This is a genomic window from Catenulispora sp. GP43 (assembly GCF_041260665.1).
Classification (GTDB): Bacteria; Actinomycetota; Actinomycetes; order Streptomycetales; family Catenulisporaceae; genus Catenulispora.
The window spans coordinates 102,068-127,377 of the sequence record NZ_JBGCCT010000011.1; the positions used below are offsets into that span (position 1 = coordinate 102,068).

Consider the following 25,310-nt stretch of genomic DNA (forward strand, 5'->3'; position numbering starts at 1 on the left):
AACGTGAGCACCGAACCCGGCCACACTTTCCAGGTCGACCTGCGGGGACTGGTCGACCTGCTCTCGCACCACCTCTACTCCTCCCCGAAGGTGTATCTGCGGGAACTGATGCAGAACGCCGTGGACGCCATCACGGCGCGCCGCCTGCTGGACGCCTCGGCCCCGTCGCGGATCCGGATCCGGACCGGCGTGGACGGCGGGATCCAGGTCGAGGACTCCGGCGTCGGGCTGACCGAGGCCGACGTCCACACCTTCCTGGCCACCATCGGCCGGTCCTCCAAGCGTGCCGAGGACGGCGGCCTGGACCTGACCGCGGCGCGCCAGGACTTCATCGGCCAGTTCGGCATCGGCCTGCTGGCCTGCTTCGTGGTGGCCGACGAGATCACCGTGGTCTCGCGCAGCGCCCGCGAGGCGAACGCGCCGGCCGTGGAGTGGCGCGGCCGCAGCGACGGCACGTACCAGATCAGGACCCTGCCCGCCGGGACGGTCGCCGAGCCCGGCACCACGGTCACCCTGGTGCCGCGCGCCGACGGCAGCGAGTGGCTGGAGCCCAACCGCGTGCTGCGGCTGGCCCGGCACTTCGGCTCGCTGCTGCGCTACGACGTGGAGATCGTGGACCGGTTCGGCGACGTCAGCAAGGTCAACGACACCCCGCCGGTGTGGGACCGGCAGTACGGCTCGCCGCTGGCCCGGCGCGAGGCGCTGGCCGGGTACGCGAAGTCGACGTTCGACTTCGCCCCGCTGGACACCATCGATCTGGACCTGCCGCTGGTCGGGCTCAAGGGCGTGGCGTTCGTGCTGCCCACGCCGGTGCACCCGACGAAGCGCTCCGGGCACCGCGTCCACCTCAAGGGCATGCTGCTGTCGGACTCGGCGCAGGAGCTGGTGCCGGACTGGGCCTTCTTCGTGTCCTGCGTCGTGGACACCACCGGGCTGCGGCCGACGGCCTCGCGCGAGGCGCTGTACGAGGACGAGACGCTGGCCGCGGTGCGCGACGCGATCGGCGAGCGGATCCGCGAGTGGCTGGTGGGGCTGGCGGCCTCGGACCTGACCCTGCTGCGGCGCTTCATCGACGTGCACCACCTGGCGGTCAAGGCGCTGGCCCGCTACGACGACCGGCTGCTGGCACTGCTGCTGCCGTGGCTGCCGTTCGAGACCACCGACGGCAACGTCAGCCTGGACGAGTTCGCCCGCGCGCACCCGGTGGTGCTGGTGACGCAGAGCGTCGAGGAGTTCCGGCAGGTCGCGCCGATCGCCGCCTCGGCCGGGCTCGGCGTCGTCAACGGCGGCTACGTGTACGACAGGGAACTGGTCCACCGGCTGCCGGAGGTCCGGCCCGGGGTCACGGTCGCGGACCTGGACCCCGAGACGGTCAGCGCGCACCTGGACACCGTGGACCCGGCCGCCGAGCTGGCCGCGGCGGCGTTCCTGGCGCGGGCCCGGGCGGTCTGCGACAAGTTCGACACCGACGTGGCGCTGCGCTCGTTCCAGCCGGTCGGCGTGCCGGCCATGCTGGTCGACAACCGCGAGGCGCGGCACGAGCGGCGGCGCGCGGAGCTGTCGGCCGACGCCGACGAACTGTGGGCCGGGATCCTGGGCTCGCTCGGGTCCTCGGCGCCGCGGGCCCAGCTGATCGTCAACCATCTCAATCCCCTGATCCGCAAGATCGCGGACATCGCGGACGCCGGCCTGTCCGAGACCGCGATCGAGGCGCTGTACGGGCAGGCGCTGTTGTTGTCGCGGCGTCCGTTGCGGCCGGCCGACCACGCGTTGCTGAACCGGTCGTTCATCGGGCTGTTGGAGTTCGCGGCCGCCGCGGCCACGACCTCCGACACACGGGGTGAGGCGTGAGCGGGTTCTCCACCAAGGAGGAGTTCTTCGGCGCGCTGCGCGAGAACCGCGAGCGCGCCGACGGCCGGGCCAAGGCGGCGATCGCCGAGGAGATCGCCGACGAGGCCGAGGTCTTCGGCGACGACGAGGTCACCGCCACCGCGCTGGTGGAGCTGATGAGTGCGTACCACGGCAGCGGCGAGCGGGTGAAGTACCCGGTGGTGTTCGCGCGGCTGCTGCGGCTGTGGGACCGCAATCCGAAGGCGTTCGACGAGTGGGAGGCGCACCGCGTCTTCTGGTACTTCAAGTGGGTCGGCTCGGGGCTGCTCACCACGCCGGACGTGCCGCTGACCGCGATCCGCGGCTGGATCGCCGAGATGCGCAAGCGCTACGAGGCCGCCGACCACGGGCTGCAGCCGGTGTACGGCCAGCTGCACGCGCTCGCGCAGCACGTCGGCGAGGGCGAGGAGCTGGCCTACGAGCTGTGGGCCACGCGCGGGCGGACGCGGATGAGCGACTGCGAGGCCTGCGAAGCCCGGGCGCGTGCCGAGTACCACTTCGGGCGCGGCGAGGACGGGCTCGGGATGGCCGAGCTGGAGCCGACGCTGGACGGCCGCAGCACGTGCGACGAGGAGCCGCACGTCAGCCAGTCGGTGGCGCTGCTGCCGCTGGTACGGCTGGGCCGGACGGACGAGGCGCGCGGGGCGCACCTGGCCTCGTACCGGACGGTGCGGGGGCGCGAGGCGTACCTGGCCTCGGTCGGACGGCACCTGGAGTTCTGCGCGCTGACCGGGAACGAGGCGCGCGGGCTGGAGCTGCTGGCGCAGAACCGGGCGCTGTTCGGGTTCACGGCGGCGCCGCTGGGCCGGCTGGAGTTCCTGACCCGGGTCGAGCTGCTGCTGCGCCGGCTGGCGGCGGTCGGGCACGCGGACATGCCGTGCGGCGGACCGCTGGGGCGGGAGTGGACGGTCGCCGAGCTGCTGGAGTCGGTCGCGGCGGACGCGGACTCGCTGACGGCGCGGTTCGACGCTCGGAACGGGAACACGGCGTTCTCGGGGCGGCGCGCCGCGCAGCTGGCGGCGGTGCCTTTGGTCGCCGAGCTGAACCTGGGGGTGCGGGCGGCGAGGCTGTCGGCGTCGGAGGGTGCTGATACGCCGCTCGCAACGCCTGCCGCCGGGCTCGCGGTCGCGGTCGCGGTGTCGCAGGAGCCGGCGACGGCCGTCCCGGACGACTTCGCGACGCTGGTGACCGAGGCGCTGACGTTGGACAAGCAGTTCCATCCGGACGCGCGGCGGCTGTGGGACGCGCTGCTGGAGCGCGCGGACGGTGCGGACGCCGACAAGGTGGACGACATCCTGCGCGGGGAGATCGCGACGGAGCGCGCGAGCCGTGCGCACCAGGACCGGGACTGGGACGCGGTGAAGGCGCACTTCCTGGAGGCGGCCGCGTGCTACGAGCGCGCGGGGCGTCCGGACCGGGCGATCGCGTCGCGGGCCCGGGTGCAGTGGAGCAAGGCGACGCGCGGGGATCAGGACGCTGACGCGGCGGCGGTCACCGAGAAGGCGTGGCCGGAACTGAACGCGCTGCTGCAGGAGATCGACACCCTGCTGGCCGGCGGCGGCCTCGGGCAGCATCTCGCCGACGCGCAGGTGCAGAAGCTGGTGGTGCACCAGAGCCGGGTGTTCGCGGCCCGCAACGCGGCGATCCGCGCGTCCGACGCCGCGGACCGCGAACGGTGGCTGGGCGTCTTCCGCGCCGAGACCGACCGCATGGTCCGCGAGGGCAACGGCTTCGACGCACCGCAGCGCCTGGCCCTGGTGATGGAGGCGATCGCCGAGTACGACGCCACCCACGACGACCCCAAGGCGGCCGAACCGCCGGCCCGCCACGCCCTGCAGATCTTCACGGACCTGAAGTGGCCCTGGCGCCTGCACCGCTCCCGCATGATCCTCGGCCTCGCCCTGGCCGGCCAGGACCGCCACGCCGAGGCGATGCAGGTCCTGCAGACGGGCATCGCCGAAGCACACCCCGCAGTCGACGCGGACGAGCTGACGCCCCTGCACCGACTGCTCGCCGAGACCGCCCTGCAAGGCGGCGAACCCGCCACCGCGGTCCGCGCCTTCGCCGAGGCCGCGGTCCGCCTCGACCGCGAGGGCGACGCCTTCGGCGCGGTGGAGACCCGCTGGCGGATGAGCAGCGCGCTGGCGGCGCAGGGGCAGACCGCGGACGCGGTCGCGGTGTTGGAGACGCTGGTGGAGGTGCCGCTGCGGGGCGATGGGGGGTATGCGGAGGGCGGACGCGACGGCGGTGGCGATTTTGGCGGCGCGAGCGAGGCCGAAACAGACCTGGCAGCCTCGGCCGGACAGCTAGTCGATGCGGGCGCTGGGCCCAGTGGCCCGGCTGCGGTTGGGCACGAATCTGGCGATGCGAGCGAGGCCGAAGCGGGCCTGGCAGGCGCGAGCGCAGAGCTCGGCGGGCCGGCAGCAGCTGGACATGAATCCGCTGGCGCGAGCACAGGACTCGGCGAACCGACTGCTGCCAAGCCCGTCAAGCACCCCACCCGCGCCGACATGCTCATGGTCCAGGTCCGTGCCGATCTGGCGCGGGGCTTGCTCGCGTTGGACGAGCCGCGGGCGGCGGCTGTGGAGTTCCTGCATGTCGCCGATGCCGTTGACGGGTGGGCTGATGCGAGTCGGTTGACCGCTGCCGCGGCTGAGGCCGCCGGGGCGCTCGCGTTGGCGCGGAACTGGGAGGGGGCTCGGGCTGCGTGGGCTCGGGCTGTCGCGTCGAATGCGGTGGCGCCGCGGATTCCGGACATGACCGAGGCGTTGCGGGATATGGCCGGGGAGACGATCAATGCCTTCGGGGCTGAGGGGGCCGATGAGGCGCTCGGGTATCTGGATGAGGCTGATCGGATGCGGGTCGGTTTCTCGGAGGCGGCGCTGAATCAGTTCCTGAGTGTCGAGGTCGATGAGGCTCAGACCTGCTACACCCGCGGGTGGGTGCTCAACGCGGCGGGGCGGCCGGAGGAGGCCATCGAGCAGTTGGAGAAGGCTGCCTTGCTCTACGACCGGCCCGGATTCGCCGGGATTCCGCCGCGGTTCGATGCGATTCGGCAGGCCGCCGTGATCGAGTACCGGGCGCTGGATCGGGAGGACGCCGCGAAAGCCAGGCTCGACAAGGCCATCGCCGATGCCGAGGCCGCCGGGCACTCTGACGGTGTCGCCACGCTGCGCAAGCTGCGCGACGCCATCCGCTGAGAGAGAAGACAAGAGTGCTGCCTCCGGCCACATAGGCCGGAGGCAGTCCTCGGACTCGGCGCCGCGGCACCGGCCCGCACCCTCACCCCTCCCGCAGTCCCGCCGCCAAGGCCGCCCGCGCCGGCAGCCACGTCGCCAGCCCCGCCAGCGCCGCGCCGCCGCCGACCACCAGGCCCAGCATCCCCAGCGGCATCGCGGCGCCGGACGTGCCGCGCGTCATCCCGCTCGCGTACGTCGTCAGCACCGCGGTCGCCACCGCCAGCCCCAGCGCGGCGGCCACCACCACCGCGGTCGCCGTCTCCCAGCCCAGCATCCGCCGCACCTGACGCCGCGTCGCGCCGGTCAGCCGCAGCGCCGCGAACTCGCGGCCCCGGTCGCTGATGCTCATCGCCAGCGTGTTGACCACCGCGATCGCCGTGAAGGCCACGATCAGGCCGAGGGTCACGTAGCCGATCTTCGCGCCGGCGTCGTCGTTCGAGGCCTGGGCCTGCACCCGGTCCTGGATCCCGAGTCCCGGGTCCGCCTTCAAGGCCCCGGTCAGCGCCGTACGCGCGACACCCGGCGCCTTCACCAACAACTCGTCGTCGAGAGGCACGTCCACGTGCGGCGCGAGCAGGTCGTGCGCCACCACCAGGTCGCCGAAGCCGAGCTGCCGGGAGTAGAGCGCGACGATCGTCACGTGCGCGGGCGTCCCGTCCGGCAGCGTCATCGAGACCTGCGATCCGAAGTGGTACCCCTGCCCGTACGCCGCCGCCGCGGTGTCCGGCCCGGTCAGCTGCGCGATGCTCCCGTCCGTGACGCCCAGGTCCAGCGTGTCGGACAGGCCCGCCGGGGTCACGCCGAGCACGTTCCGGTTGTTCAGCCCGGTGCGCACCGTCGCGTGCAGCACCTGCGTCACCGTCCGCACCCCCGGCACCGCCTTCACCTCCGCCGCCGCGTTCGCCGGCACCTTGCTCCCCACCACGTAGTCGGCGATGTTCCCCGCCGCGCGCTGGGCCGTGGCCGCGTCGGCGACGCTGGTCTGCGAGAACAGGATCGTGCAGGCCATCGCCGTCATCAGCGTCAGCGGCGTGATCACCGAGGCCAGCCGGGGCGCGGCGGCGCGCAGGTTGTTCGCCGCCAGGTACCCGCCGACCCGCGACATCCGCAGCGGCACGCCGAGCACGGCCGCCGCCAGCCGCGCCACCCACGGCCCGAGCAAGGCCAGCGCGATGCACCACAGCAGCACGGCGTTGAAGCAGACCGGGGTCGAGGCGGCGTCAGTGTGCAGACCGGTCAGCACCGCCGTCAGCACCGTGGCGCCGCCGATCGCCAGCACCCCGAACAGGGCCCTGACGAACGACACCCGCGGCGGCTTCAGCTCGGCCTCGCCGAGCGCCTCGACCGGACGGATCCGCGTGGCCCGCCGCCCCGAGATCCGCGCGGCCGCCCAGCCGGCGAACACCGTGGCCAGCACCGAGGCGAACACCGGGAACACCGACAGCACCACCGGGACGTTTGCCGGGATGATGTCCAGCGCCACGAACTCGCCGTGCAGCCAGGCGCCCAGCGGCAGCCCCGCGAACGCCCCCGCCACCCCCGCGGCCAGGCCGACCGCCAGCGCCTCGCCGCCGATCATCTTGCGCACCTGCTTGCCGGTCGCGGCCACGGCGCGCAGCACCGCGATCTCCCGCTGCCGCTGCTGGATCGACAGCGCGAAGGTGCCGACCACGACCAGGACCGCGACGATCAGCGACGTGCCGCCGAGCACCGCGCCCATGCTGATCAGGCGCACCGAGGCGTTGGCGGAGTCGGGGAACTCGGCCGGACCGCGGGAGTCGCCGGTGTGGACGATCGGAGCCGGGATCTCCCCCGGCGCGACGGAGGCAATGAGGGTATTGACATCCTTCTCGGTGGAAGCGGGATCCCCCGCTGGGAACACCCCGATCGCGTCGACCTGGCCCACGTGCCCGGCCAACTGGCGGGCCTCAGCCGTGTCGAAGTAGATCGCGGCCTGGCTCGGGAAGCCCTGCGCCGTGATGCCGACGACGCGGACCGGCATCGTCCCGGTCGCGGTGCGCAACGGCGCCGTGGATCCGACGTGCAGCCTCGTCGCGGCCGCGGTGGACGCGTCGAGCACCACCTCGTCCGGGGCCGCCGGCGCGCGGCCGGAGGCCGGCGTCAAGGCGGACAGGGAGGCGGATTCCCAGCCGTGGCCGAAGGAATCGCTGGTCGGACCGCCGGGGAGGTAGGCCGCGAACTGCACCTCGGTGGCGACCGCCTTCACCGAGGGCAGGGCCCTGATCTGGTCGGCGAGCGCCGCGGAGACCCACACGTGGTCGCTGACCGGCTTGGCCTTGTTCTTGACCTTGCCCTTCCCCTTGCTCTCCACCGCGTGCACGTTCTGGTCGCCGGTGACGACGATCGGCGCGGCGGCGAAGCGTTCGGGCTTGACGGTCCCGAGGATGCCGGTGGCCAGGAGGGTTCCGCAGCCGGTGACCAGTGCAGCGGCGCAGAACAGGGCGACCAGGGCGCCGATGAAGCCGCCCTTGCGGTGGCGCAGTGTGGCGACAGCCAGAGACAGCATCATCGGGCCCACGCTCCCAGGCGGATCATGCGGTCGGCGACGCCGGCGGCGGTCGGGGCGTGCAGGGAGTCGGCGATGCGGCCGTCGGCCAGGAACAGGACGGTGTCGGCGTAGGCGGCCGCGACCGGGTCGTGGGTGACCATGACGATGGTCTGGCCCATGGTGTCCACGGTCTCGCGCAGCAGGACCAGCACCTCCCGGGCGGTCATGGTGTCCAGGGCGCCGGTGGGCTCGTCGGCGAAGATGACCTCGGGGTCGGCGATCAGCGCCCTGGCGATCGCCACGCGCTGCTGCTGGCCTCCGGAGAGCTGGCCGGGCCGGTGGTGGGTCCGCTCGGTGAGGCCCACGCGCTGGACCACCTCGGCCAGCCGCGCGCCGTCGGCCCGCTTGCCGGCCAGCCGCAGCGGCAGGGTGATGTTCTGGCTCACGGTCAGCGAGGACACCAGGTTGAACGTCTGGAAGACGAAGCCGGCGCGCTCCCGGCGCAGCTCGGTGAGCTTGGTGTCGCTGAGCCCCGACAGATCGGTCCCGCCGAGCTTGACGGTGCCCGCGGTGGGCCGGTCCAGGCCGGCGGCGCAGTGCAGGAACGTGCTCTTGCCGGACCCGGACGGGCCCATGATCGCGGTGAAGCCGCCCTTGGGCAGGCCGACCGAAACCTCGCGCAGCGCCGCGACCGCGCCGCGGCCCTTGCCGTAGACCTTGCTGACGGCCTGAAGCGTGATCGCTTCCGTCGCCGTCCCGGTGATCGCCTTGTTCATGCTTATAAGCGTGCCGAGCTGCGGCTCCGTTCCCCAGAGACGCCGTCATCGATCACCCGTGACCTCGTCACGGGTATCGTCGTGACGTGATCCGACTGCTGTTGGCCGAGGACCAGCTCGTGGTGCGCGGCGCCCTGGCCGCTCTGCTCGATCTGGAGCCGGACCTGGAGGTCGTGGCCCAGACCGCGACCGGCGACGAGGTGGTGCCGCAGGCGCTGGTGTTCGCCCCGGACGTGGCCCTGCTGGACATCGACATGCCCGGCGGCATCGACGGGCTGGAGGCCGCGGCGCGGCTGAAGCAGAAGGTGCCGACGTGCCGGACGCTGATGCTCACCTCCAACGGCCGCCCCGGCATGCTGCGCCGGGCGCTGGAGGCGAAGGTGGACGGCTTCCTGCTGAAGACCGCGCCCCCGGAGGAGCTGACCGCCGCGATCCGCACGGTCGCCGCAGGCGGCCGGGTCCTGGACCCGTCCCTGGCCGTCGCGGCCTGGGACCTCGCGGAGAACCCGCTGACGCCGCGCGAACAGGACGTCCTGCGCGAACTGGCCGGCGGTGCCGAGCCGCCGGAGATCGCCGCCGCGCTGCACCTGTCGACGGGGACGGTGCGCAACGTGCTGACGGCGATCGTCGGGAAGCTGAACGCGCGGAACCGGACGGACGCGGTGCGGATCGCCCGCGAGGCGGGGTGGGTCTAGGGCTGGTTCAACCGCCGTCGCCACCGCGGTTGTGCTCGTCGCGCCACGCCAGCCAGTCCCGCAGTTCGCCGAAGTCGAAGCTCGGCCCCGGGTCTCGGACCACGAACAGGCTGACGCCGAGCTCCACCTCGCGCTCGCACTCCGCGGGATCGCCGCCGACCAGGACGGAGCGCTTGATCTCCGCCGGATCCCGGCCGATCGCGGCGCAGTGCTCCGCCAGCACCTTCATCTTGTGCTCCAGAACGTCGCCGCCGGCGAAGCTGTGCCAGATGTCGGCATGCCGCGCCACGACCCGCAGCATCTTCTTCTCCCCGCCGCCCCCGATCAGCACCGGGATCTTGCGCGTCGGCGGCGGGTCGAGCCGGCTGAAGCGGTGCTCGATGCGGGGCAGGGACCGCGCCAGGTCGTCGATGCGGCTGCCCGGCGTGCCGAACTCGTAGCCGTACTCGACGTACTCCTGTTCCTTGAAGCCCGCGCCGATGCCGAGGATGAGCCGGCCGCCGCTGATGTGGTCGACGGTTCGGGCCATGTCGGCGAGCAGGTCCGGGTTGCGGTAGCTGTTGCAGGTGACCAGCGGGCCGATCTCGACCCGCGAGGTGGCCTCGGCCCAGGCTCCGAGCATGGTCCAGCACTCGAAGTGCTTGCCCTGGCTCACCTTGCCGAGCGGGAAGAAGTGATCCCAGTTGAACAGGACGTCCACTCCCAGTTCCTCGGCCTGCGCGGCCGCCCGGCGGATGGCCGGGTAGTCGACGTGCTGCGGCGCCAGCTGGATACCGACACGGGTCTTCGACGAAGTCTGAGTGATCACGAGTGAGAGCCTACTGACGGCGATCGCGTTCGGATTGCGGCAACTCCGCGCACAGCAGGTACCAGCCGTCGTCCGGCCCGGCGGTCAGCGTCCCGCCGTGCTCGGCCAGGCGCAGGGTCAGGCCGCCGACGCCCGATCCCGGTGCCCCGACGTCGGCTCCGACTCCGTCGTTCTCGACCTCCAACCGCACCACCGCCCCGGTCACGGCGACCGCGATCCTCGCGTGCCGCGCCGTGCTGTGCCGCAGCACGTTGGTCACCGCCTCGCGCAGCACCACGCCGAGCACCGCGCCCGCATCCGGCGGCACCGGAAGCTCGTCGCCCTCGACCTCCACCGCCACGTCGGCCGCGGCCAGGACCGCCGCCGCGGAGGCCAGTTCGTCGCCGAACGACAGCTCGCGCGATCCGCCTGTCAGGGCCCGTAGTTCGCTCTCCCCTTGCGCCGCCAGCCGTTCCACATCGCGGATCTCGGTCAGGCAGCGCTCGGGATCGGTCGCGCGCAGCCGCCGCGCCAGCTCCGCCTTCAGCAGGATCGCGGCGAGTCCGTGCCCCAGCAGGTCGTGCAGATCCCGCGCCGCGCGCAGTCGCTCCCCCACCACCGCCGCGCGCGCCAGGCCCTCGTTGGCCTGCTGGAGTTCGCGCACCAGGCGGGCCAGCCGCAGCATGCCGTAGACGACCAGACACGTCACCAGCGCGTTCAGCACCGCCGACAGCGCGCTCGTGCCGTCGGCCCAGGCCAGCAGGCCACCGATGCCGAGGGCCGCCGCGACCACCGGCGCCGCCAACGGCAGGGGCAGCGCGACCAGCAGCGAGCCGGTCAGCAGGCCCAGGGAGGCGATCCAGTTCTGGCCGAAGGCGTGCATCGGGGCGAAGGTCAGCGCCGCGAAGAGCACGAGCGCCGCCTCGCTGTGCCGCTTCTCGTCCCGGACCGAGTAGACGACCTGCAGCGTGCACAACACCGCCAGCACCAGCAGGGCCGGGGCGATGAGCGCCGCCGGGACGTAAAGCAGGGTCCGTACACAGAAGGCGCCCAGCAGCAGGTAGTAGAGCACCCCTGCGCGCCGCAGCTCCGGGCTGTCCACCGGCTCGGCCGCCGACTGCGTGGCCGGCACCGACGCCTCGACCGCGAAGCGGCCGTCCGCCTCCAGGCCCGCCGCCAGCCGCCCGCCGCTGGCGCGGACCCGCTCGGCGAGCCCGTCCAGCACGTCCGTGCCGAGCGCCGCGGTCCGCACGCCGTCGCTGACGACGCGCAGTGTGACCTGTCCGGCGGCCTCCCCGGTGACGATCTGGCAGTGCCGCGCGTCGCCGACCCGCACCACCGCCGTCACGGCTTCGCGCAGCACCGTCGCCAGGACGGTCCCGGCCGGGCCCAGCGGCTCGGTGTGCCCGCTGACCACCTCCGCCTCGATGCCGGCGGACTGCAACAGGGCCCTGGCGCTGGCCGACTCGGGCGCCAGCGAGAGGCTGCGCAGATCGGCGGCGGTCGCGCGGGTCGCGGCCAGGGTGGCGCGGGCGTCGGCGAGCAGGCCGTCCAGGACGTCCGGATCCTGCTTCGCGGCCAGCTCCCGGATGCGGGTCAGCCCCGACGAAAGGTCAGTGTCCAGCCCCTCGGCGATGCGCAGGCGTTCGGTGGTCACGGCGGCGGCGGCGAGCGTCAGGCGGGTCTCGTGGACCCGCGCGGCGAGGGCGGCGAGCGTCGTCACGGCATACAGGACCATCCCGCCGAGCAGGACCGTGACGCACATGTCGACGGTGTCGCGCGCGCTGTCCGTACGCACCGCCTGCACCCATGCTGTCGCCCCGAGCACAGGCAGAACCAGAGGCCACAGCCCCTGCAGGAACACGGCCCCGACCGGCACCGCCAGCAGCCCCACCGACGCGCCGGCCGGCACGACCGCCACGAACCCGCACACCAGCTGCGCCGCCATCCGCGGCCACGTCGCCGGCCGGAACTCCAGCAGCAGGATCGCCAGACACGCCGCGACGATGGCGAGCCCCGCCGCCGGATCGTCGGGAACGCGCCCCGCGGCCTTGATGAAGTGCACCGACACCAGTGCCGCGGCCACGGCGAACACCAGTCCGCGCGCCAACCGCGGCGGGCTGTCGCTCCCCGTGATCCCCACCGCTTCATGGTAGAACTGGCGGCCATGCGCGAGACGATCACGGTCACCGCGGTCGGCGGATTCCCGGTGGGCGGACAGGAAAGCGACGGCCGCTTCGAGGGCCAGGCTCACGTCCAGTACATCCGGCTGGCCCGGCCGCGCGGCGCCTTCCCGCTGCTGATGCTGCACGGCGGCGGCCTCACCGGCGCCTGCTTCGGCGACACGCCGGACGGCCGCCCGGGCTGGCAGTGGGACTTCCTGGCCGCCGGGCTCGACGTGCTGGTCGCGGACGGCGTCGGCTACGGACGCGCCTCCTATCGCCCCCGGCCCACCGAGGCGCTGCTCCGCGATCGCCAAACCCTCTGGGACTTGTTCCGGATCGGCTACCCCGACAGCAGGTTCCCGACCGAGGCGTTCGACGCGTTCCTGAAGCAGGTAGTACCGGTCAACCGCGACCTGCCGGCGATGCGCCAAGCCGGCTACGACGCGGTCGTGGACCAGACCGGCCCCTGTCTCCTCCTGACCCACAGCGCCGCCGGGCCATACGGTTTCCGTTCCTCACTGGCGCTGCCGGACAGCGTCCGGGCCCACATCGCCGTCGAGCCGTCCGGCGCCCCCGACCCGGACACGACCGACCTGGCACCGCTCCGCGCCATCCCGCACGTGTTCCTCTGGGGCGACCACCTCGACGACGACCCGATGTGGCGCGACGAATACGCCTCGGCCCGCCGCTTCCACGACGCGCTGCGCTCGCTCGGCGCCGACTCGGAGTGGATCGACCTCCCCGCGCGCGGCATCACCGGCAACTCGCATCTGCTGATGATGGACGACAACTCCACCCGACTCTCACGCCTGCTTTGCGACTGGTTGCGCAGTAAGGGTCTCATCGCACCTCCGCCCACAGACGACGAAGTGACCACCTGACGAAATGCCCCACGGAGCCGCCACCCCTCCGGAGTAGGGTCGGGCCCGGCCCTGGGAGGGACTTTGTCCGCGACAGTCGAAGCGGATGCCGTCGGCATCCGCAAGGACACCGTGTTCGGCCGCATCGGCGGCGCCCTACGAGAACGCGACTTCCGCTGGTGGTTCGCCGGCCAGATCACCTCGGCCTCCGGGGTGATGGCGCAGGCCGTGGCACTGTCCTGGTGGATGCTGCAACAAACCGGCGACGCGGTGTGGCTCAGCGTACTGACGGTCTGCACCTGGGGCCCGACCCTGATCGCCGGCGCCTGGGCCGGTGCGGTGGTGGACCGCTCCGACCGCCGGCGCCTGCTCATCGTGACGCAGTCGGCCCTGATGGGCGTCGCGACGGCGCTGACCGTACTGGCCGCCACCGGCACCCTCGCGGTCTGGAACGTCCTGCTCGCCTCGGCCCTGTCCGGCGCGACGATGGCCGTCGACTCCCCCGCCCGGCAGGTGTACGTGGTGGATCTGGTCGGAGCCGACGGCGTGGCCAGCGCGGTCGGCCTGTGGGAAGTGGCACTGAACGCCTCGCGCGTAGTGGGCCCGGGCCTGGGCGGGGCACTACTGGCCGGACCGGGCGCGACGGCGTGCTTCGGAGTGAATGCGGGCTCTTATCTGGCACCGCTGCTCGTCCTGATCCGGATGCGATCACGCACCACGCCCCCGGCTCACCGACGCGGCCGGACACGCGGCGCGGCACGCGACGGCATACGCTACGCACTCCGCTCACCGATCATCCGCGCACTGCTCCCGATGTCGGCAGCCTCCGGCCTCATTTTCGGCATGGGTGTCGCCCTCCCACCCCTGGTCCAGCGCGCCCTGCACCAAGGCGGCGGCGGATACGGGGCGATGATGGCGGCCTTCGGCGTCGGCGGCCTACCCGGCGCCCTGCTGGCCGCGTCACAGCCGGAGCCGACGGGCCGCCGCGTCCGCTGGCTGGCCCTGGCGACCGCAGCGGCGGTGATCGGCATCGCGCTGTCCCCGACGATGCCGGTCGCCCTGGCGGCGATGGTGGCACTCGGGGTGACGTCCATCTGGTTCATCGCATCGGCGAACACATTGGCCCAGTTGCGTTGCGCGCCGGACATGCGCGGCCGGGTGATGAGCCTGTGGGGCGTGGCGATGACGGGAGTCTCGCCGATCAGCGGCTTCGGGGTCGCGGCGGTGGTGCAGTATGTCGGGCCGAGGGAGGGGTTCTCGATATCGGGGATCGCGCTGGGACTGGCGGCCCTGGCGGGATGGCGGGCTTTGCGGGATTAGCCCCTGCCCCCTACCCCCTCACACATCCCGCTTCCGCACCAGCACGAAAGCCATCACCACCGGCACAACCGCCCACACCGCGTACACCGACCACGACCCACCAACCGTCGGGTCGGCGAACACCCCGGGCGCCGCCGGGCGCCCAGGCGATCCGTCAAGCCGCTGCCATGCGGTGAACGGCATGGCGTTGTGAATGTCGTTGATCCACGGGTGGATGCGGGAGACGACGAAGTTCGGAATCAGCATCAGGATGGTCACCACCGCGACGATGGTGCTCGCGCTGTTACGAATCAGAGTCCCCAGCCCGATACCGACCAACGCCGACAGCGGGAACAGCAGCACCGAAGCCGACAGGAAGATCCACAGACCATGCGTCGCGGGACTCAGCGCCCCATAATCCCCCGCGATAATCGCCTGAGTACACGCATAAGATGCGGCGACAATCACCACCCCCGCCCCGGTCGCAGCCAGGATCGCGACCACGATCTTGGCAGCCACGACGGCGCTCCGGTCCGGGACCGCCGCGAACGTGCCGCGGATCAGCCCGGTGCTGTACTCGCCGACCATCAGGATGGCGCCGAGCGCACCGAAGACCATCAGCACGATCATGTGGCTGTTGTTGGTGAAGATCTCGTGCTGACCATCGACCGGACTGTGGCTGTCACCCTTCTTGAAGTTGCTCGCATCAGCCAGCGCCGCGTTGATGTTCATCCACAGAATCCCCACCGCCGACAGCACCATCCCCCACCGCATCGAGCGCAGCGAGCGCATCTTGATCCACTCGGCGGCCATCAAATTCTTGAAGTCGTTCATCGGTCAGCTCCTGCCAGGTATTCGACGCTGTCAGCGGTCAGTTCCATAAAGGCTTCCTCGAGCGACGCGGTATGCGTCGTCACCTCGTGCAGGAGCAGGTGCGCCTGGAAGGCCAGCTCGCTGATCCGCGCCGCGGCCAGCCCGGTGACCCGCAGCGTCTCGGCGTCCTCCACCACGACAGTCGCCCCGGCCCCGGCAAGCAGCTCCCGCACCTCGCCCGGCATCGGCGTGCGCACCACGACAGAAGTCGCGGAACTCCGCGCCGCGAACTCAGCCACCGGCTCGTCCGCGATCAGCCGACCCCGCCCGATCACGATCAGCCGGTCGGCGGTGTGCTCCATCTCCGTCATCAGATGGCTGCTGACCAGCACCGTGCGCCCCTCGCCGGCAAGCTCGCGGAACAGCCTGCGGACCCACAGCACCCCCTCCGGATCCAGCCCGTTGAGCGGCTCGTCGAACAGCAACACCGGCGGATCGCCGAGCAGCGCGGAGGCGATCCCCAGGCGCTGGCGCATGCCGAGCGAGTAGCCGCCGATCCGCTGCTTCGCCGCCGACGCGAGGCCGACCTGCTCCAGCACCTCCTGGACCCGCCGCTTCGGAATGTCGTTGGTCCTGGCCAGCGCCAGCAGGTGGTTCCAGCCGCTGTGGCCGGGGTGGACGTCGCCGGCGTCCAGCAGGCCGCCGGCGTGGCGCAGCCCGCGCGGCAGACTGCGGAACTCGCTGCCGCCGACGGTGACAGTGCCCGAGGTCGGCTTGTTCAGGCCCAGGATCATGCGCAGCGTGGTGGACTTGCCGGCGCCGTTGGGGCCGAGGAACCCGGTCACGTGGCCGGGGCGCACAGTGCAGGTGAGGGCGTCGACGGCGGTCCGGCCGCCGTAGCGTTTCGTCAGCTCCGTCATCTCGATCATGGGGACAACGGTGCCGGGGCCGCGTGTAGCCCCGCGTCGGCTCTTAAGACGAATCCTGATTCCGGTGTACGCCGCCGGCGTACGCCCGCGGGCCGATCCGCTGCTCCCGCCTCCGCGATTACGATCATGCCCATGACCACCGTGCCCACCGCCCCGCGCCTGAAGCGGGTGCCGCCCGGGGTCTGGGTCGTGCTGGCGTGGAGCGCGTCCACGGTGTACGCGATCCTGTCGGCCGTGGGCCCGCACGTCGTCGGCTGGTCGCCGGGGCGCTTCAGCCTGTGGGACCTGCTGGCCCTGAGCGGGATCGCGACCGTCATCGGCGGGATGCTCCTGCAGCGGCGCCCGATCGTCGCGCACACACTGATCGTCGGCGGAGCGATCGGCGGCGCGCTGTGCCTGAACTCGACAGTCATCGCCTTCACCCAGTTCACGGACGTCGCCGTGGCGCTGATCTTCATCGCCGGCTCGCGGCCGCGGCGGACCTCGCTGACGGTGCTGGGCCTCACCCTGGCCGTGCTGACGGCCTACTTCGTGGCCCGCAAGCTCGCCAGCTGGCCGGTGGTGTTCTCGACGCAGACCGCGGTCGCGCTGGCGGCGGTCGTGATGTGGTTCGTCGGCGACGCCACGCGCCAGGCGCGGGAACACGAACGGGATGTCGGCGCGCACGCGATGGCGCAGGCGGCGATGACCGAGCGGCTACGGATCGCGCGCGAACTGCACGACATGATCGCGCACACCGTCGGCGTGATCGCGTTGCAGGCCGGGGCGGCGTCGATGCTGATCGACGCCGAGCCGGGCAAGGCCCGCGAGGCGGTGCGCGCGATCGAGTCGACGAGCCGGGAGACGCTGTCCGGGCTGCGCCGCATGCTGGTGTCGCTGAGGAATCAGGACTCGGATTCCCAGGGCTCCGCGCCGATGCCGGCCCTGGACGACATCGAACGGCTCGCCGAGGCCACGACGGCCGCCGGGGTGCGGGTCGGCGTCGAGTGGCACGGCGCACGCAGGGCCCTGCCACCGGACATCGGCCTGGCCGGGTTCCGAATCGTGCAGGAGTCGGTGACGAACGTGGTGCGGCATGCCGGAGCCGAAGAATGCCGGGTCGCCGTGACGTTCTCGGCGGCGTCCGTGGCGATCGAGGTGACGGACGACGGGACCGGCGGGAACGGGAACGCAGCCGCGTCGCCGACCGGCGGTTACGGACTCGTGGGCATCCAGGAGCGGGTCACGCTGCTCGGCGGGGCGTTCGAGGCCGGTCCCCGGCTCGGCGGCGGATTCCGGGTCGCGGCGACGCTGCCCCTCCCGGCCGACGCCCGAATGGAAGGAAACTGAGATGGCAGTGCGGGTGCTGCTCGTGGACGACCAGCCGCTGGCACGAGCGGCGTTGCAGATGGTCATCGACTCCGCGCCGGACTTGGAACTCGCCGGCGAAGCGGGCACCGGAGCCGAAGCGGTGCGGCTGGCTCACGAGACCGCACCGGACGTCGTGATGATGGACATCCGCATGCCCGGCATGGACGGCATCGAGGCCACCCGCCAGATCACCGCCGCCACACTCGGCGCCCGGATCCTGATCCTGACGACCTTCGACGAGGACGAGCACGTGTACGCCGCCCTGCGCGCCGGCGCGTCGGGCTTCCTGGTCAAGGACATGGCGCTGCCGGACATCCTGGCGGCGGTCCGCGTGGTCGCGGCCGGCGAGGCACTGATCGCGCCGAGCGTGACGCGCCGGCTGATCGAGGACTTCGCCCGGCGGCCCGAGCCCGCGCCGGCCGTAGCCGCGCCGGGCACGCAAAGCGCAACGGGCACACCGATCCTGGCGCGGCTCAGCGAGCGCGAACGCGAGGTGCTGACGCTGGTCGCCGAAGGGCTGTCGAACGCTGAGATCGGCGAGCGCCTCTACATCAGCTCCACGACAGTGAAGACACACGTGACACGGATGCTCGCGAAGTTGGACGCGCGCGACCGCGTGCACTTGGTGATTCTGGCCTACCGGTCGGGGCTGGCCAGGCTTTGAGAGTCGCCCGGTAGCCGATCTCACGGCACCGCTACGGCACCGCTAAGGCCCCGCTAGGGCCCCGCTGTTCCGACGGCACTCAGCGCAATTGGGGTGGGGTGGGTAGGGCGCGCCGAATGCCGTCGGTCCAGCTTCCGTGGATCAGTGCTGCCCGACACCGCTCCCCGACGCCGTGGGAACCCCCGGGTGGATCGGGTCGACCGGGTTCTGCGGTCCCCCGTCGATCGGCCAGCCGGTCGGCCAGCCGGTGGGGATGCTGGTCGGCAGGCCGGTCGGCAGGCGCGACGGCGGCACGGTCGGCAGGTGCGTGGGCAGCCCGGTGGGCAGGTGCGTGGGCAGGCCGGGGATCGTCGGCAGCTGCGTCGGCCAGGTCGTGGGCCAGCCGTCCCCAGGGTGCGGAGTGGGGATCGGGAACGTCGGGACGTGGCCCTCGCGGGCGTCCTTCTCGGCCTGGGCCAGGCGGTCGCAGAAGTCCTGCATGCGCTTCTGCGCCTGGCTGCGCTCGGCGTCGAGGCGGGACTCGAGCTTGGCGATGTCGGCCGCCGGGACGTTCGCGGCCTTGGCCAGCTTCTGCAAGTCCGCGGCGGTCAGGTCGTGGCCCTGGTCGTCGCGGTCGCCGTCCTCGACGGCCTTGCACAGGCGGAAGCCGTCGTCGCCGAGGAGCTTGGCGCCGGCCGCGTCGAGCGCCGTCTGGTCGTCGTGCGCGGCGGCGGGCTTCGCGGAGGAGCCGGTGGGGGTCGGGGTACCGGGGTGCGGGCTGTCGGAGTCGTGCTGCGTTCCGGACAGGAGATCGTTGTGGATCGCGGCGGGCTTGGGGGCCGGGAAGCCCAGGGAGTGGGCTTTGGACTGCAGACCGGAGGGCAGCGAGTTGGTCGCGGCGGCGGCGGAGGCGCCGACCACCGACACGCCGCACACGGCGACGGCTATCTTGACCGTCAAGGTCTTGGCGAGAAGGGCTTTGCTGAACACGCGTCGCTCCTTGGTGGGTGTCGCGGAGACGGAGTGATGCGCGGCGACCGAGTGATGTGCGGAGAACGCGGCACGGGCCGCGTCCTCGCCCGAGAGCTCGGCGGCCAGGGCGGGTCCGGCGGCCGCGTCGAGCAGCCGGGACAGGGCCCGCAGATCAGGCCCGGGCTCGAACCCCGGTCCGGCCGGCTGGGATCCCGCGGGCGCGGCCTCGCCCGACACCACTCCGGCGGCTCCCGCGCCGCCGGTGTGGTCGAGCAGCTCCTCGGCGGCGCGGCGACCCGGTCGCCGGCGGCCGAGGGCCCGTGGGGAGTTCCCTGTCGTACGCATCGTGCCCGAAGGAGCGATCCTGCGCCTCATCGTGTTACACCCGCCCTCGAACCCGTCCGCGCCATTCCCTTGACCTGTGTCTTCTCCGGCTCCGCGGCCTTGTCGAGCCGCTTCTTCAACGTGCGCAGGCCCCGCATCGCCGCGACCCGCACCGCGCCGGCGCGCTTGCCGACGACCGAGCCGGCCTGATCGGCGGACAGCCCGGCGACGGCCCGCAGCAGGACCGCCTCGGCCTGGTCGCGGGGCAGCGCGGCGATCGCCGCCAGCGCGCGGCGGGTGGCCATCGCGGCCAGCGCCTCCTCGGCGGTGTCGTCGTTCGAGCGCTGTTCGGGCAGCGTGGGGACCGGCAGGTCCAGCACGCGCTGGTTCCGGCGGCCCTCGTCGATCGCCCGGTTGCGGGCGATGCGGAACAGCCACACCTGGAACTGCTTGGCGTCCCCGGTGAAGCCGCCGAGATCGCGCGAGGCCTGCAGCCAGGTCTCGGAGGCGACGTCCTCGCAGGCCCCGGGGATCAGGACTCGGAGATAGCGCAGCAGCGGCGGGTTCAGCGCGCGCCAGAGCACGGCGAAGGAAGCCTCGTCACCGCGAACGGCGCCCGCGAGGGCGTCCGCTATGTCTTGCCCATCCAGCATTGGGGTCCTTGATACGAAGGTCTTGGACCCACCCCGCCGGGCAGCCTACCCGAGCTACCCGAGGATGGCTCGGAATCGCTCGGCCGCGAGATCGAGCTGGTGGACTATCAGCTCTTTCACCTCGGCGTTCAGCGGTGTGTCGTCGCGCAACGCGAACTCGCGCAACTGCGGCACAAGCGGCGCGTACTTCGCCGAGGCCTTGCGCACCTTCGGCCCGGTGGTGTGGATGATGCCGACGCCGTTGTCGGTGAAGTCGGACAGCTTGATGACCCGCGCCCACGGATCCACTTCCAGGCTCTCCACGACGTGCTCGCGGTACTGCTCCTGGCGGTCGCGCTCGGGGTCGTAGTCGGGGTTGGTGACGGACGCGATCAGGTTCGCGACCCGCGGTGTGAAGGCCCGGGCCAGCATCGTCAGGGCCGCGTTCCGCTCGCCCGCGGCGCGTTCGGCGTCGCCGGCCAGGTCGGCGAGATCACGCGGGTGGTCCTCGACGGCGTCGTGCAGCAGCGCGGCGACGATCACCTCGGCGTCGCGCACCTGGTAGTGGCGGATGATCCGGATCGCGACCCGGAGCAGGTGGTTGACATACGGCTCGCGGACGCGCTTGTCCCCGGCGTGCAGCCGGGAGGCGACCCGCTCGGCGCGCAGCATCGTGGCGCGCTCCTGGTCGGGGAACGCCTCGCTCTCGATCTCGAAGAGCATGCGCAGCCCCGCTTCGCCGTAGACCTCCGTCACGGCGTGGATGGGCATGACTGACAACTGACCCCGCTCGATCCCGTCCATGGCGGCGAATCTAGCGGGGTCGGGGCAAGGTGCTCCAGCCAGTTCCTTTTACGGGTTCAGCTTGCTCTGCCAGTCCACGGGCACGCGGCCCTTCGGCCCGGGCACCGGCTGGTCGGCCGGGTGGCTGTCCGGCGGGGCGAGCGCCGGGCCGGACTCGTAGAAGTTGTCGTTGCTGAAGTCGTAGAACCAGTCCTCGCCGGGCTCGAAGCTGGTGATCATGGAGTGGCCGCTGGCGGCGGCGTGCTTGCGGCCGTGCTGCTCCGGCGAGTTGTCGCAGCAACCGATGTGGCCGCACTGCGTACAGCGGCGAAGGTGTACCCACCAGCCGCCGCTGGCGTCGCACTCGACGCAACCGGTGCCGCTCGGCGGGACGCTGGGATCGACTCCTGGGATGGACATGTCCCAGACGCTACCCGGCCCGGGGCGCGAGCGCCTGTCAAGTACTCGGGACGCGGCCTTCGTCGGAGTCCGAGGCCGTCGGGAGCAACTGCCGGACCGGGATCCGGGTCTCGGCGATCACCCCGTCCACGACCTCGATGCGCAGCGCGCCGCCAGCCGCCGAGGAGCTGACCGCCCCGACCAGGTCCGGGCCGTGGAAGTGCAGGCCCACGAGGTCGTCGACGCCGTACCCGGCCGGGAGCACGCCGGACAGCAGGGCGTCGCGGTACACCGGACGGCGGGAGTCCTCGCCGTCGTAGTGCGGACAGACGCTGCCGTCGAGGAAGCCCAGGCCGTCCGCGAGCACCTGGTAGGGCAGCCCGAAGGAATCAGTGGTGCCGCCGTGGAACCAGCACAGCGCGCCCGCGCTGCCGCCGGTGAGCACGGCGCCGTTCTCCCACGCCTCGCGCAGGATCACGTCCAGGCCCTGCCGGCGCCAGACGTCGAGCATGTTCGCGGTGTTGCCGCCGCCGACGGTGATCAGGTCCATCGACAGCACGAACGCGCGCAGATCCCTGACGGTGCGGCTGAACAGGCGCAGGTGGAACGGCTCGCAGCGGTCGGCGGTGTACGTCTCGTAGAAGGAGACGATGTACGCCGGGTCGTCGCCGGTGGCGGTCGGCAGGAACAGGACCCGGGGACGGTCCTTGCCGGTGAGCCCCAGGACGAACTCGTGATACGGGTCGTTCCGGCGCTCCATGAGTGCCCGTCCGGCACCGGTCGCGACGATGTGGCCTGCCATGATCGCCAAGCCTAGCCGGACGCTTCGGGGAGTGCCGAAACAACCCGGCCATATGGTCCGGGCATGGTTACTCTCACTTCGCGCGCCGACATCGAGGCCGCGCTCGCCGGTCCCTCACTGGTCCCGCTGCCCGCCGGATCCGGGCCCGGGTCCGAGTCCGAGGGCTCGATGGCCTGGTTGCGGGCCACGGTCGCGCGGTTCGCGCACGGAGAAGTCCACGCGCGCCGCCGTGCGTATGTGGAGACGGAGTTGGCGCGCATCGACGCCGACGAGCTGCGCCGCCTGGCCGGCGGCCGGTTCGGTGACGACCGGACGCGGGTCCTGCGCTCCCTCGCGCAAGCGATGGGTCTGCCGGAGCTGGACGACACCGCCGTCGCCGCGCTGTGCACCGTGGCCGACAACTATTTCGGCGGGGACGACCCGGCCGCCGACGACGCCGTGAAGCTGCTGCTGCCGCTGATGCGGGCCGGCGATCCGGAGCAGGCCGCGAACCGCGTGGGCATCCTCGTCCAGGCGTGTGACGCCACCACGGCTCTGATCGCGGCCGCCCGGGACGGCTCGGGCGACGTCCGGGCCACCGTACTCAGCGCGCCGCCGGTCCAGGTCATGCGCCGGATCGCGATCGCGGCCACGCGGGTCGGAACGATCGAGATCCCCGAGGGGGAGCCGGTGGTGCTGGAGGTCGGCCCGGTCGGGCTGGCGTTCGGCAGCGGCCCGCGGGTGTGTCCCGGCCGGGCGCTCGCGCTCGCGCTGGCTGAAGGGGCTTTGACCGAGGGCGCTTTGATCGAGGGCGCTTCGGCCGATTCCCCAGCGCCGGCGCTGTAAGGACCGCGTACCCGCTCGGCGCAGTCTCGCCGTGCGGACCTCGCATATGGGGTGTTGTCTGGATTCATGTCCATGAGCTCCTTCGGCGGCTTCTTCGACCGCTCCGACGAACCCTTCAACGACCTGCTCAACCGGTTCTTCGGGATGTCCCCGGAGTTCTCGCCGCCGCGGGTGCAGCGCGTGCCGATCGGTCAGCTGCTGACCGAGTCGGCCCGTGAGCTGATCTCCACGGCCTCGCACCGCGCGGCGCAGGACGGCAGCGCGGACCTCGACACCGAGCACCTGCTGTGGGCCGCCACCCAGGTGGAGCCCACGCGCGGCATCCTGGCCGCGGCCAACGTGGACCCGGACCGGCTGGCCCAGACCATCGAGAAGTCGCTGCCGGCCTCCGGCAGCACGCCGTCCTCCGAGCCGGGCCTCACCCCCTCGGCCAAGCGCGTCCTGCTGCACGCGCACGAGCTGTCGCAGGCCTCCGGCTCGACCTACATCGGGCCGCAGCACATCCTGGCCGCGCTGACCGAGGACCCGGACTCCGGCGCCGGCCACGTGCTGAACAACACCCAGGGGGATGCCAAGGACCTGGGCAAGCGCATCACCAAGGTCTCGCGCGCCGAAGGCATGCCAGCCGGTCCGGAGCAGCCGTCGGACACCCCGACCCTGGACGAGTACGGCCGGGACATGACCGAGGACGCCAAGGCCGGCAAGCTCGACCCGGTGGTGGGCCGCGCCGACGAGATCGAGCAGACCATCGAGGTGCTGTCCCGCCGCACCAAGAACAACCCGGTGCTGATCGGCGACCCCGGCGTGGGCAAGACCGCGATCGTGGAGGGCCTGGCGCAGCGCATCGTGTCCGGCGACGTGCCCAAGACGCTGGAGGGCAAGCGCGTCGTGGCGCTGGACCTGGCGGCGCTGGTCGCCGGGTCGAAGTACCGCGGCGAGTTCGAGGAGCGGCTGAAGAACGTGATCGACGAGGTCGGCAAGGCCGCCGACTCCACGATCCTGTTCATCGACGAGCTGCACACGGTCGTCGGCGCGGGCTCCGGCGGCGAGGGCTCGATGGACGCCGGCAACATCATGAAGCCGGCGCTTTCGCGCGGCGAGCTCAACGTCATCGGCGCCACGACCATCGACGAGTACCGCAAGAACATCGAGAAGGACGCGGCGCTGGAGCGGCGCTTCCAGCCGGTGCTGATCTCCGAGCCCACGGTCGAGGAGACGGTCCAGATCCTGGAGGGCCTGCGCGACCGCTACGAGGCGCACCACGGCGTGAAGTTCACCGATGGGGCACTCGTGGCCGCGGCGGCGATGTCCGACCGCTACATCTCCGACCGCTTCCTGCCGGACAAGGCCATCGACCTGATCGACCAGGCCGGCGCCCGCATCCGGCTGCGCAACCTGGGCAAGTCCACCGAGGCCATCGAGCGCGAGGACAAGCTGGCCAAGCTCACCCGCGAGCGCGACGAGGCGGTGTCGTCGGAGAACTACGACCGCGCCAAGGACCTGAAGGCCCGCATCGACGAGCTCAACGACGAGATGGCCACCATCGAGGAGCGCCGCGAGGGCACCTTGAAGGTGACCGAGAACGACATCGCCGAGGTCGTCTCCCGCCGCACCGGCATCCCGGTCGCGCAGCTGAACGAGGACGAGAAGACGCGCCTGCTGAAGCTCGAGGACGCCCTGCACGACCGCGTGGTCGGGCAGCAGGAGGCGGTCACCGCGATCGCCGAGGCGGTCCGCCGCTCCCGGGCCGGCATGGGCGACCCGGACCGGCCGACCGGGTCGTTCCTGTTCCTGGGGCCCACCGGCGTCGGCAAGACCGAGCTCGCCAAGGCCCTGGCCGAGCTGCTGTTCGGCGACGAGGACCGGCTGATCCGCTTCGACATGAGCGAGTTCCAGGAGAAGCACACAGTTTCCCGGCTGCTGGGCTCCCCGCCCGGATACATCGGCTACGAGGAGGCCGGGCAGCTCACCGAGAAGGTGCGTCGCAAGCCGTACTCGGTGATCCTGTTCGACGAGGTCGAGAAGGCGCACCCGGACATCTTCAACACCCTGCTCCAGGTACTCGACGACGGCCGGCTCACCGACGCGCAGGGCCGCACCGTCGACTTCCGGCACACGGTGGTCATCATGACCTCCAACATCGGCAGCCAGCTGATCCTGGCGCACGCCGGCCAGACCGACGAGATCCGCGACCAGCTGATGGACCAGGTGCGCGGCTTCTTCCCGCCGGAGTTCATCAACCGGCTGGACGAGGTGGTGATCTTCCACAGCCTCGGCAAGGACGAGATGGGCAACATCGTGGACCTGATGCTGGACGGCTCGCGCCGCCGGCTCAAGGCTCAGGAACTCGGGCTGGAGGTCACGGAGAAGGCGAAGGACTGGCTCGTCGAGCGCGGCTACAAGCCGGAGTTCGGGGCGCGGCCGCTGCGCCGGACCATCCAGGCGGAGCTGGACAACAAGGTCGCCTCGCTCCTGCTGTCGGGGGACACCAACCCCGGGGACACGATCGTCGCGGACGAGGCCGACGACAAGCTCGTGTGCAGTGTGAAGCACGGCAGCGAGCCGGTCGGGGCCGGGGCGGCCGGCTGAGGGAACGAGGCCGGTTCGGGCGCCGCCGC

Annotated in this window: 20 protein-coding genes; 9 read left to right on the forward strand and 11 right to left on the reverse strand. The window is 72.0% G+C overall.

Annotation, left to right across the window (positions count from 1 at the left end):
• Positions 1-3 precede the first annotated feature (3 nt).
• Both ABH926_RS23245 and ABH926_RS23250 read left to right on the forward strand, forming a co-directional pair.
• Positions 4-1,851, forward strand: a complete 1,848-nt coding sequence (locus tag ABH926_RS23245; RefSeq protein ID WP_370367826.1) for an HSP90 family protein — start codon at positions 4-6, stop codon at positions 1,849-1,851.
• On the forward strand, positions 1,848-5,090 hold the full coding sequence (locus tag ABH926_RS23250) for a hypothetical protein (protein WP_370367827.1): 3,243 nt from the start codon (positions 1,848-1,850) through the stop codon (positions 5,088-5,090). Before ABH926_RS23245 ends, ABH926_RS23250 begins: the two co-directional genes overlap by 4 nt.
• A gap of 82 nt (positions 5,091-5,172) precedes the next feature.
• Here ABH926_RS23250 and ABH926_RS23255 read toward each other — a convergent pair whose 3' ends face one another.
• Together ABH926_RS23255 and ABH926_RS23260 are read right to left on the reverse strand one after the other, a co-directional pair.
• Positions 5,173-7,659 carry an FtsX-like permease family protein gene (locus tag ABH926_RS23255; protein WP_370367828.1) on the reverse strand — a complete coding sequence of 829 codons (2,487 nt, stop codon included), beginning with the start codon at positions 7,657-7,659 and terminating at the stop codon, positions 5,173-5,175.
• Positions 7,656-8,414 carry an ABC transporter ATP-binding protein gene (locus tag ABH926_RS23260; protein WP_370367829.1) on the reverse strand — a complete coding sequence of 253 codons (759 nt, stop codon included), beginning with the start codon at positions 8,412-8,414 and terminating at the stop codon, positions 7,656-7,658. The genes ABH926_RS23255 and ABH926_RS23260 overlap by 4 nt, the downstream gene beginning before the upstream one ends.
• Before the next feature lie 86 nt (positions 8,415-8,500).
• Here ABH926_RS23260 and ABH926_RS23265 point away from each other — a divergent pair, with 86 nt between their 5' ends.
• Positions 8,501-9,109 carry a DNA-binding response regulator gene (locus tag ABH926_RS23265; protein ID WP_370367830.1) on the forward strand — a complete coding sequence of 203 codons (609 nt, stop codon included), beginning with the start codon at positions 8,501-8,503 and terminating at the stop codon, positions 9,107-9,109.
• Between the two features lie 7 nt (positions 9,110-9,116).
• Here ABH926_RS23265 and ABH926_RS23270 read toward each other — a convergent pair whose 3' ends face one another.
• Entirely contained in the window at positions 9,117-9,917 is an 801-nt protein-coding gene (locus ABH926_RS23270; protein ID WP_370367831.1) for an LLM class F420-dependent oxidoreductase, read from the reverse strand.
• Positions 9,918-9,927: 10 nt separating this feature from the next.
• Positions 9,928-12,039: a histidine kinase gene (locus ABH926_RS23275; protein ID WP_370367832.1), complete on the reverse strand. Its 2,112-nt coding sequence runs from the start codon at positions 12,037-12,039 to the stop codon at positions 9,928-9,930.
• Between the two features lie 24 nt (positions 12,040-12,063).
• Here ABH926_RS23275 and ABH926_RS23280 point away from each other — a divergent pair, with 24 nt between their 5' ends.
• Positions 12,064-12,942: an esterase gene (locus ABH926_RS23280; RefSeq protein WP_370367833.1), complete on the forward strand. Its 879-nt coding sequence runs from the start codon at positions 12,064-12,066 to the stop codon at positions 12,940-12,942.
• 63 nt (positions 12,943-13,005) lie between these two features.
• A complete protein-coding gene (locus tag ABH926_RS23285) occupies positions 13,006-14,241 on the forward strand; it encodes an MFS transporter (RefSeq protein WP_370367834.1) in 1,236 nt (411 codons plus the stop codon).
• A gap of 18 nt (positions 14,242-14,259) precedes the next feature.
• On the opposite strand, the gene ABH926_RS23290 is transcribed toward ABH926_RS23285, so the two are convergent.
• Both ABH926_RS23290 and ABH926_RS23295 read right to left on the reverse strand, forming a co-directional pair.
• Complete coding sequence (locus ABH926_RS23290; RefSeq protein ID WP_370367835.1) at positions 14,260-15,054, reverse strand: ABC transporter permease; 795 nt, start codon at positions 15,052-15,054, stop codon at positions 14,260-14,262.
• On the reverse strand, positions 15,051-15,962 hold the full coding sequence (locus tag ABH926_RS23295) for an ATP-binding cassette domain-containing protein (RefSeq protein WP_370367836.1): 912 nt from the start codon (positions 15,960-15,962) through the stop codon (positions 15,051-15,053). The genes ABH926_RS23290 and ABH926_RS23295 overlap by 4 nt, the downstream gene beginning before the upstream one ends.
• Positions 15,963-16,094: 132 nt before the next feature.
• Here ABH926_RS23295 and ABH926_RS23300 point away from each other — a divergent pair, with 132 nt between their 5' ends.
• Positions 16,095-17,291, forward strand: a complete 1,197-nt coding sequence (locus tag ABH926_RS23300; protein ID WP_370367837.1) for a sensor histidine kinase — start codon at positions 16,095-16,097, stop codon at positions 17,289-17,291.
• Between the two features lies 1 nt (position 17,292).
• Positions 17,293-17,976, forward strand: a complete 684-nt coding sequence (locus ABH926_RS23305) for a response regulator (protein ID WP_370367838.1) — start codon at positions 17,293-17,295, stop codon at positions 17,974-17,976.
• Between the two features lie 141 nt (positions 17,977-18,117).
• Here ABH926_RS23305 and ABH926_RS23310 read toward each other — a convergent pair whose 3' ends face one another.
• Genes ABH926_RS23310 through ABH926_RS23330 form a run of 5 tightly spaced genes read right to left on the reverse strand, consistent with a single transcriptional unit; the run spans position 18,118 to position 21,867 of the window.
• The gene (locus tag ABH926_RS23310; RefSeq protein WP_370367839.1) at positions 18,118-19,272 is read right to left on the reverse strand and encodes a hypothetical protein; all 1,155 of its coding nucleotides are present in this window, start codon (positions 19,270-19,272) and stop codon (positions 18,118-18,120) included.
• Positions 19,273-19,298: 26 nt separating this feature from the next.
• Positions 19,299-19,904 carry an RNA polymerase sigma factor gene (locus tag ABH926_RS23315; protein ID WP_370367840.1) on the reverse strand — a complete coding sequence of 202 codons (606 nt, stop codon included), beginning with the start codon at positions 19,902-19,904 and terminating at the stop codon, positions 19,299-19,301.
• Between the two features lie 54 nt (positions 19,905-19,958).
• Positions 19,959-20,687 (reverse strand): HD domain-containing protein, encoded by a 729-nt coding sequence (locus ABH926_RS23320; protein WP_370367841.1) that lies wholly within the window; start codon positions 20,685-20,687, stop codon positions 19,959-19,961.
• A gap of 48 nt (positions 20,688-20,735) precedes the next feature.
• Positions 20,736-21,086: a UBP-type zinc finger domain-containing protein gene (locus ABH926_RS23325; RefSeq protein WP_370367842.1), complete on the reverse strand. Its 351-nt coding sequence runs from the start codon at positions 21,084-21,086 to the stop codon at positions 20,736-20,738.
• A 37-nt stretch (positions 21,087-21,123) separates the two neighbouring features.
• Positions 21,124-21,867 (reverse strand): Type 1 glutamine amidotransferase-like domain-containing protein, encoded by a 744-nt coding sequence (locus ABH926_RS23330; protein WP_370367843.1) that lies wholly within the window; start codon positions 21,865-21,867, stop codon positions 21,124-21,126.
• Between the two features lie 63 nt (positions 21,868-21,930).
• Here ABH926_RS23330 and ABH926_RS23335 point away from each other — a divergent pair, with 63 nt between their 5' ends.
• Both ABH926_RS23335 and ABH926_RS23340 read left to right on the forward strand, forming a co-directional pair.
• Positions 21,931-22,692 (forward strand): hypothetical protein, encoded by a 762-nt coding sequence (locus tag ABH926_RS23335; RefSeq protein ID WP_370367844.1) that lies wholly within the window; start codon positions 21,931-21,933, stop codon positions 22,690-22,692.
• Positions 22,693-22,758: 66 nt separating this feature from the next.
• Entirely contained in the window at positions 22,759-25,281 is a 2,523-nt protein-coding gene (locus tag ABH926_RS23340; protein ID WP_370367845.1) for an ATP-dependent Clp protease ATP-binding subunit, read from the forward strand.
• Positions 25,282-25,310 lie beyond the last annotated feature (29 nt).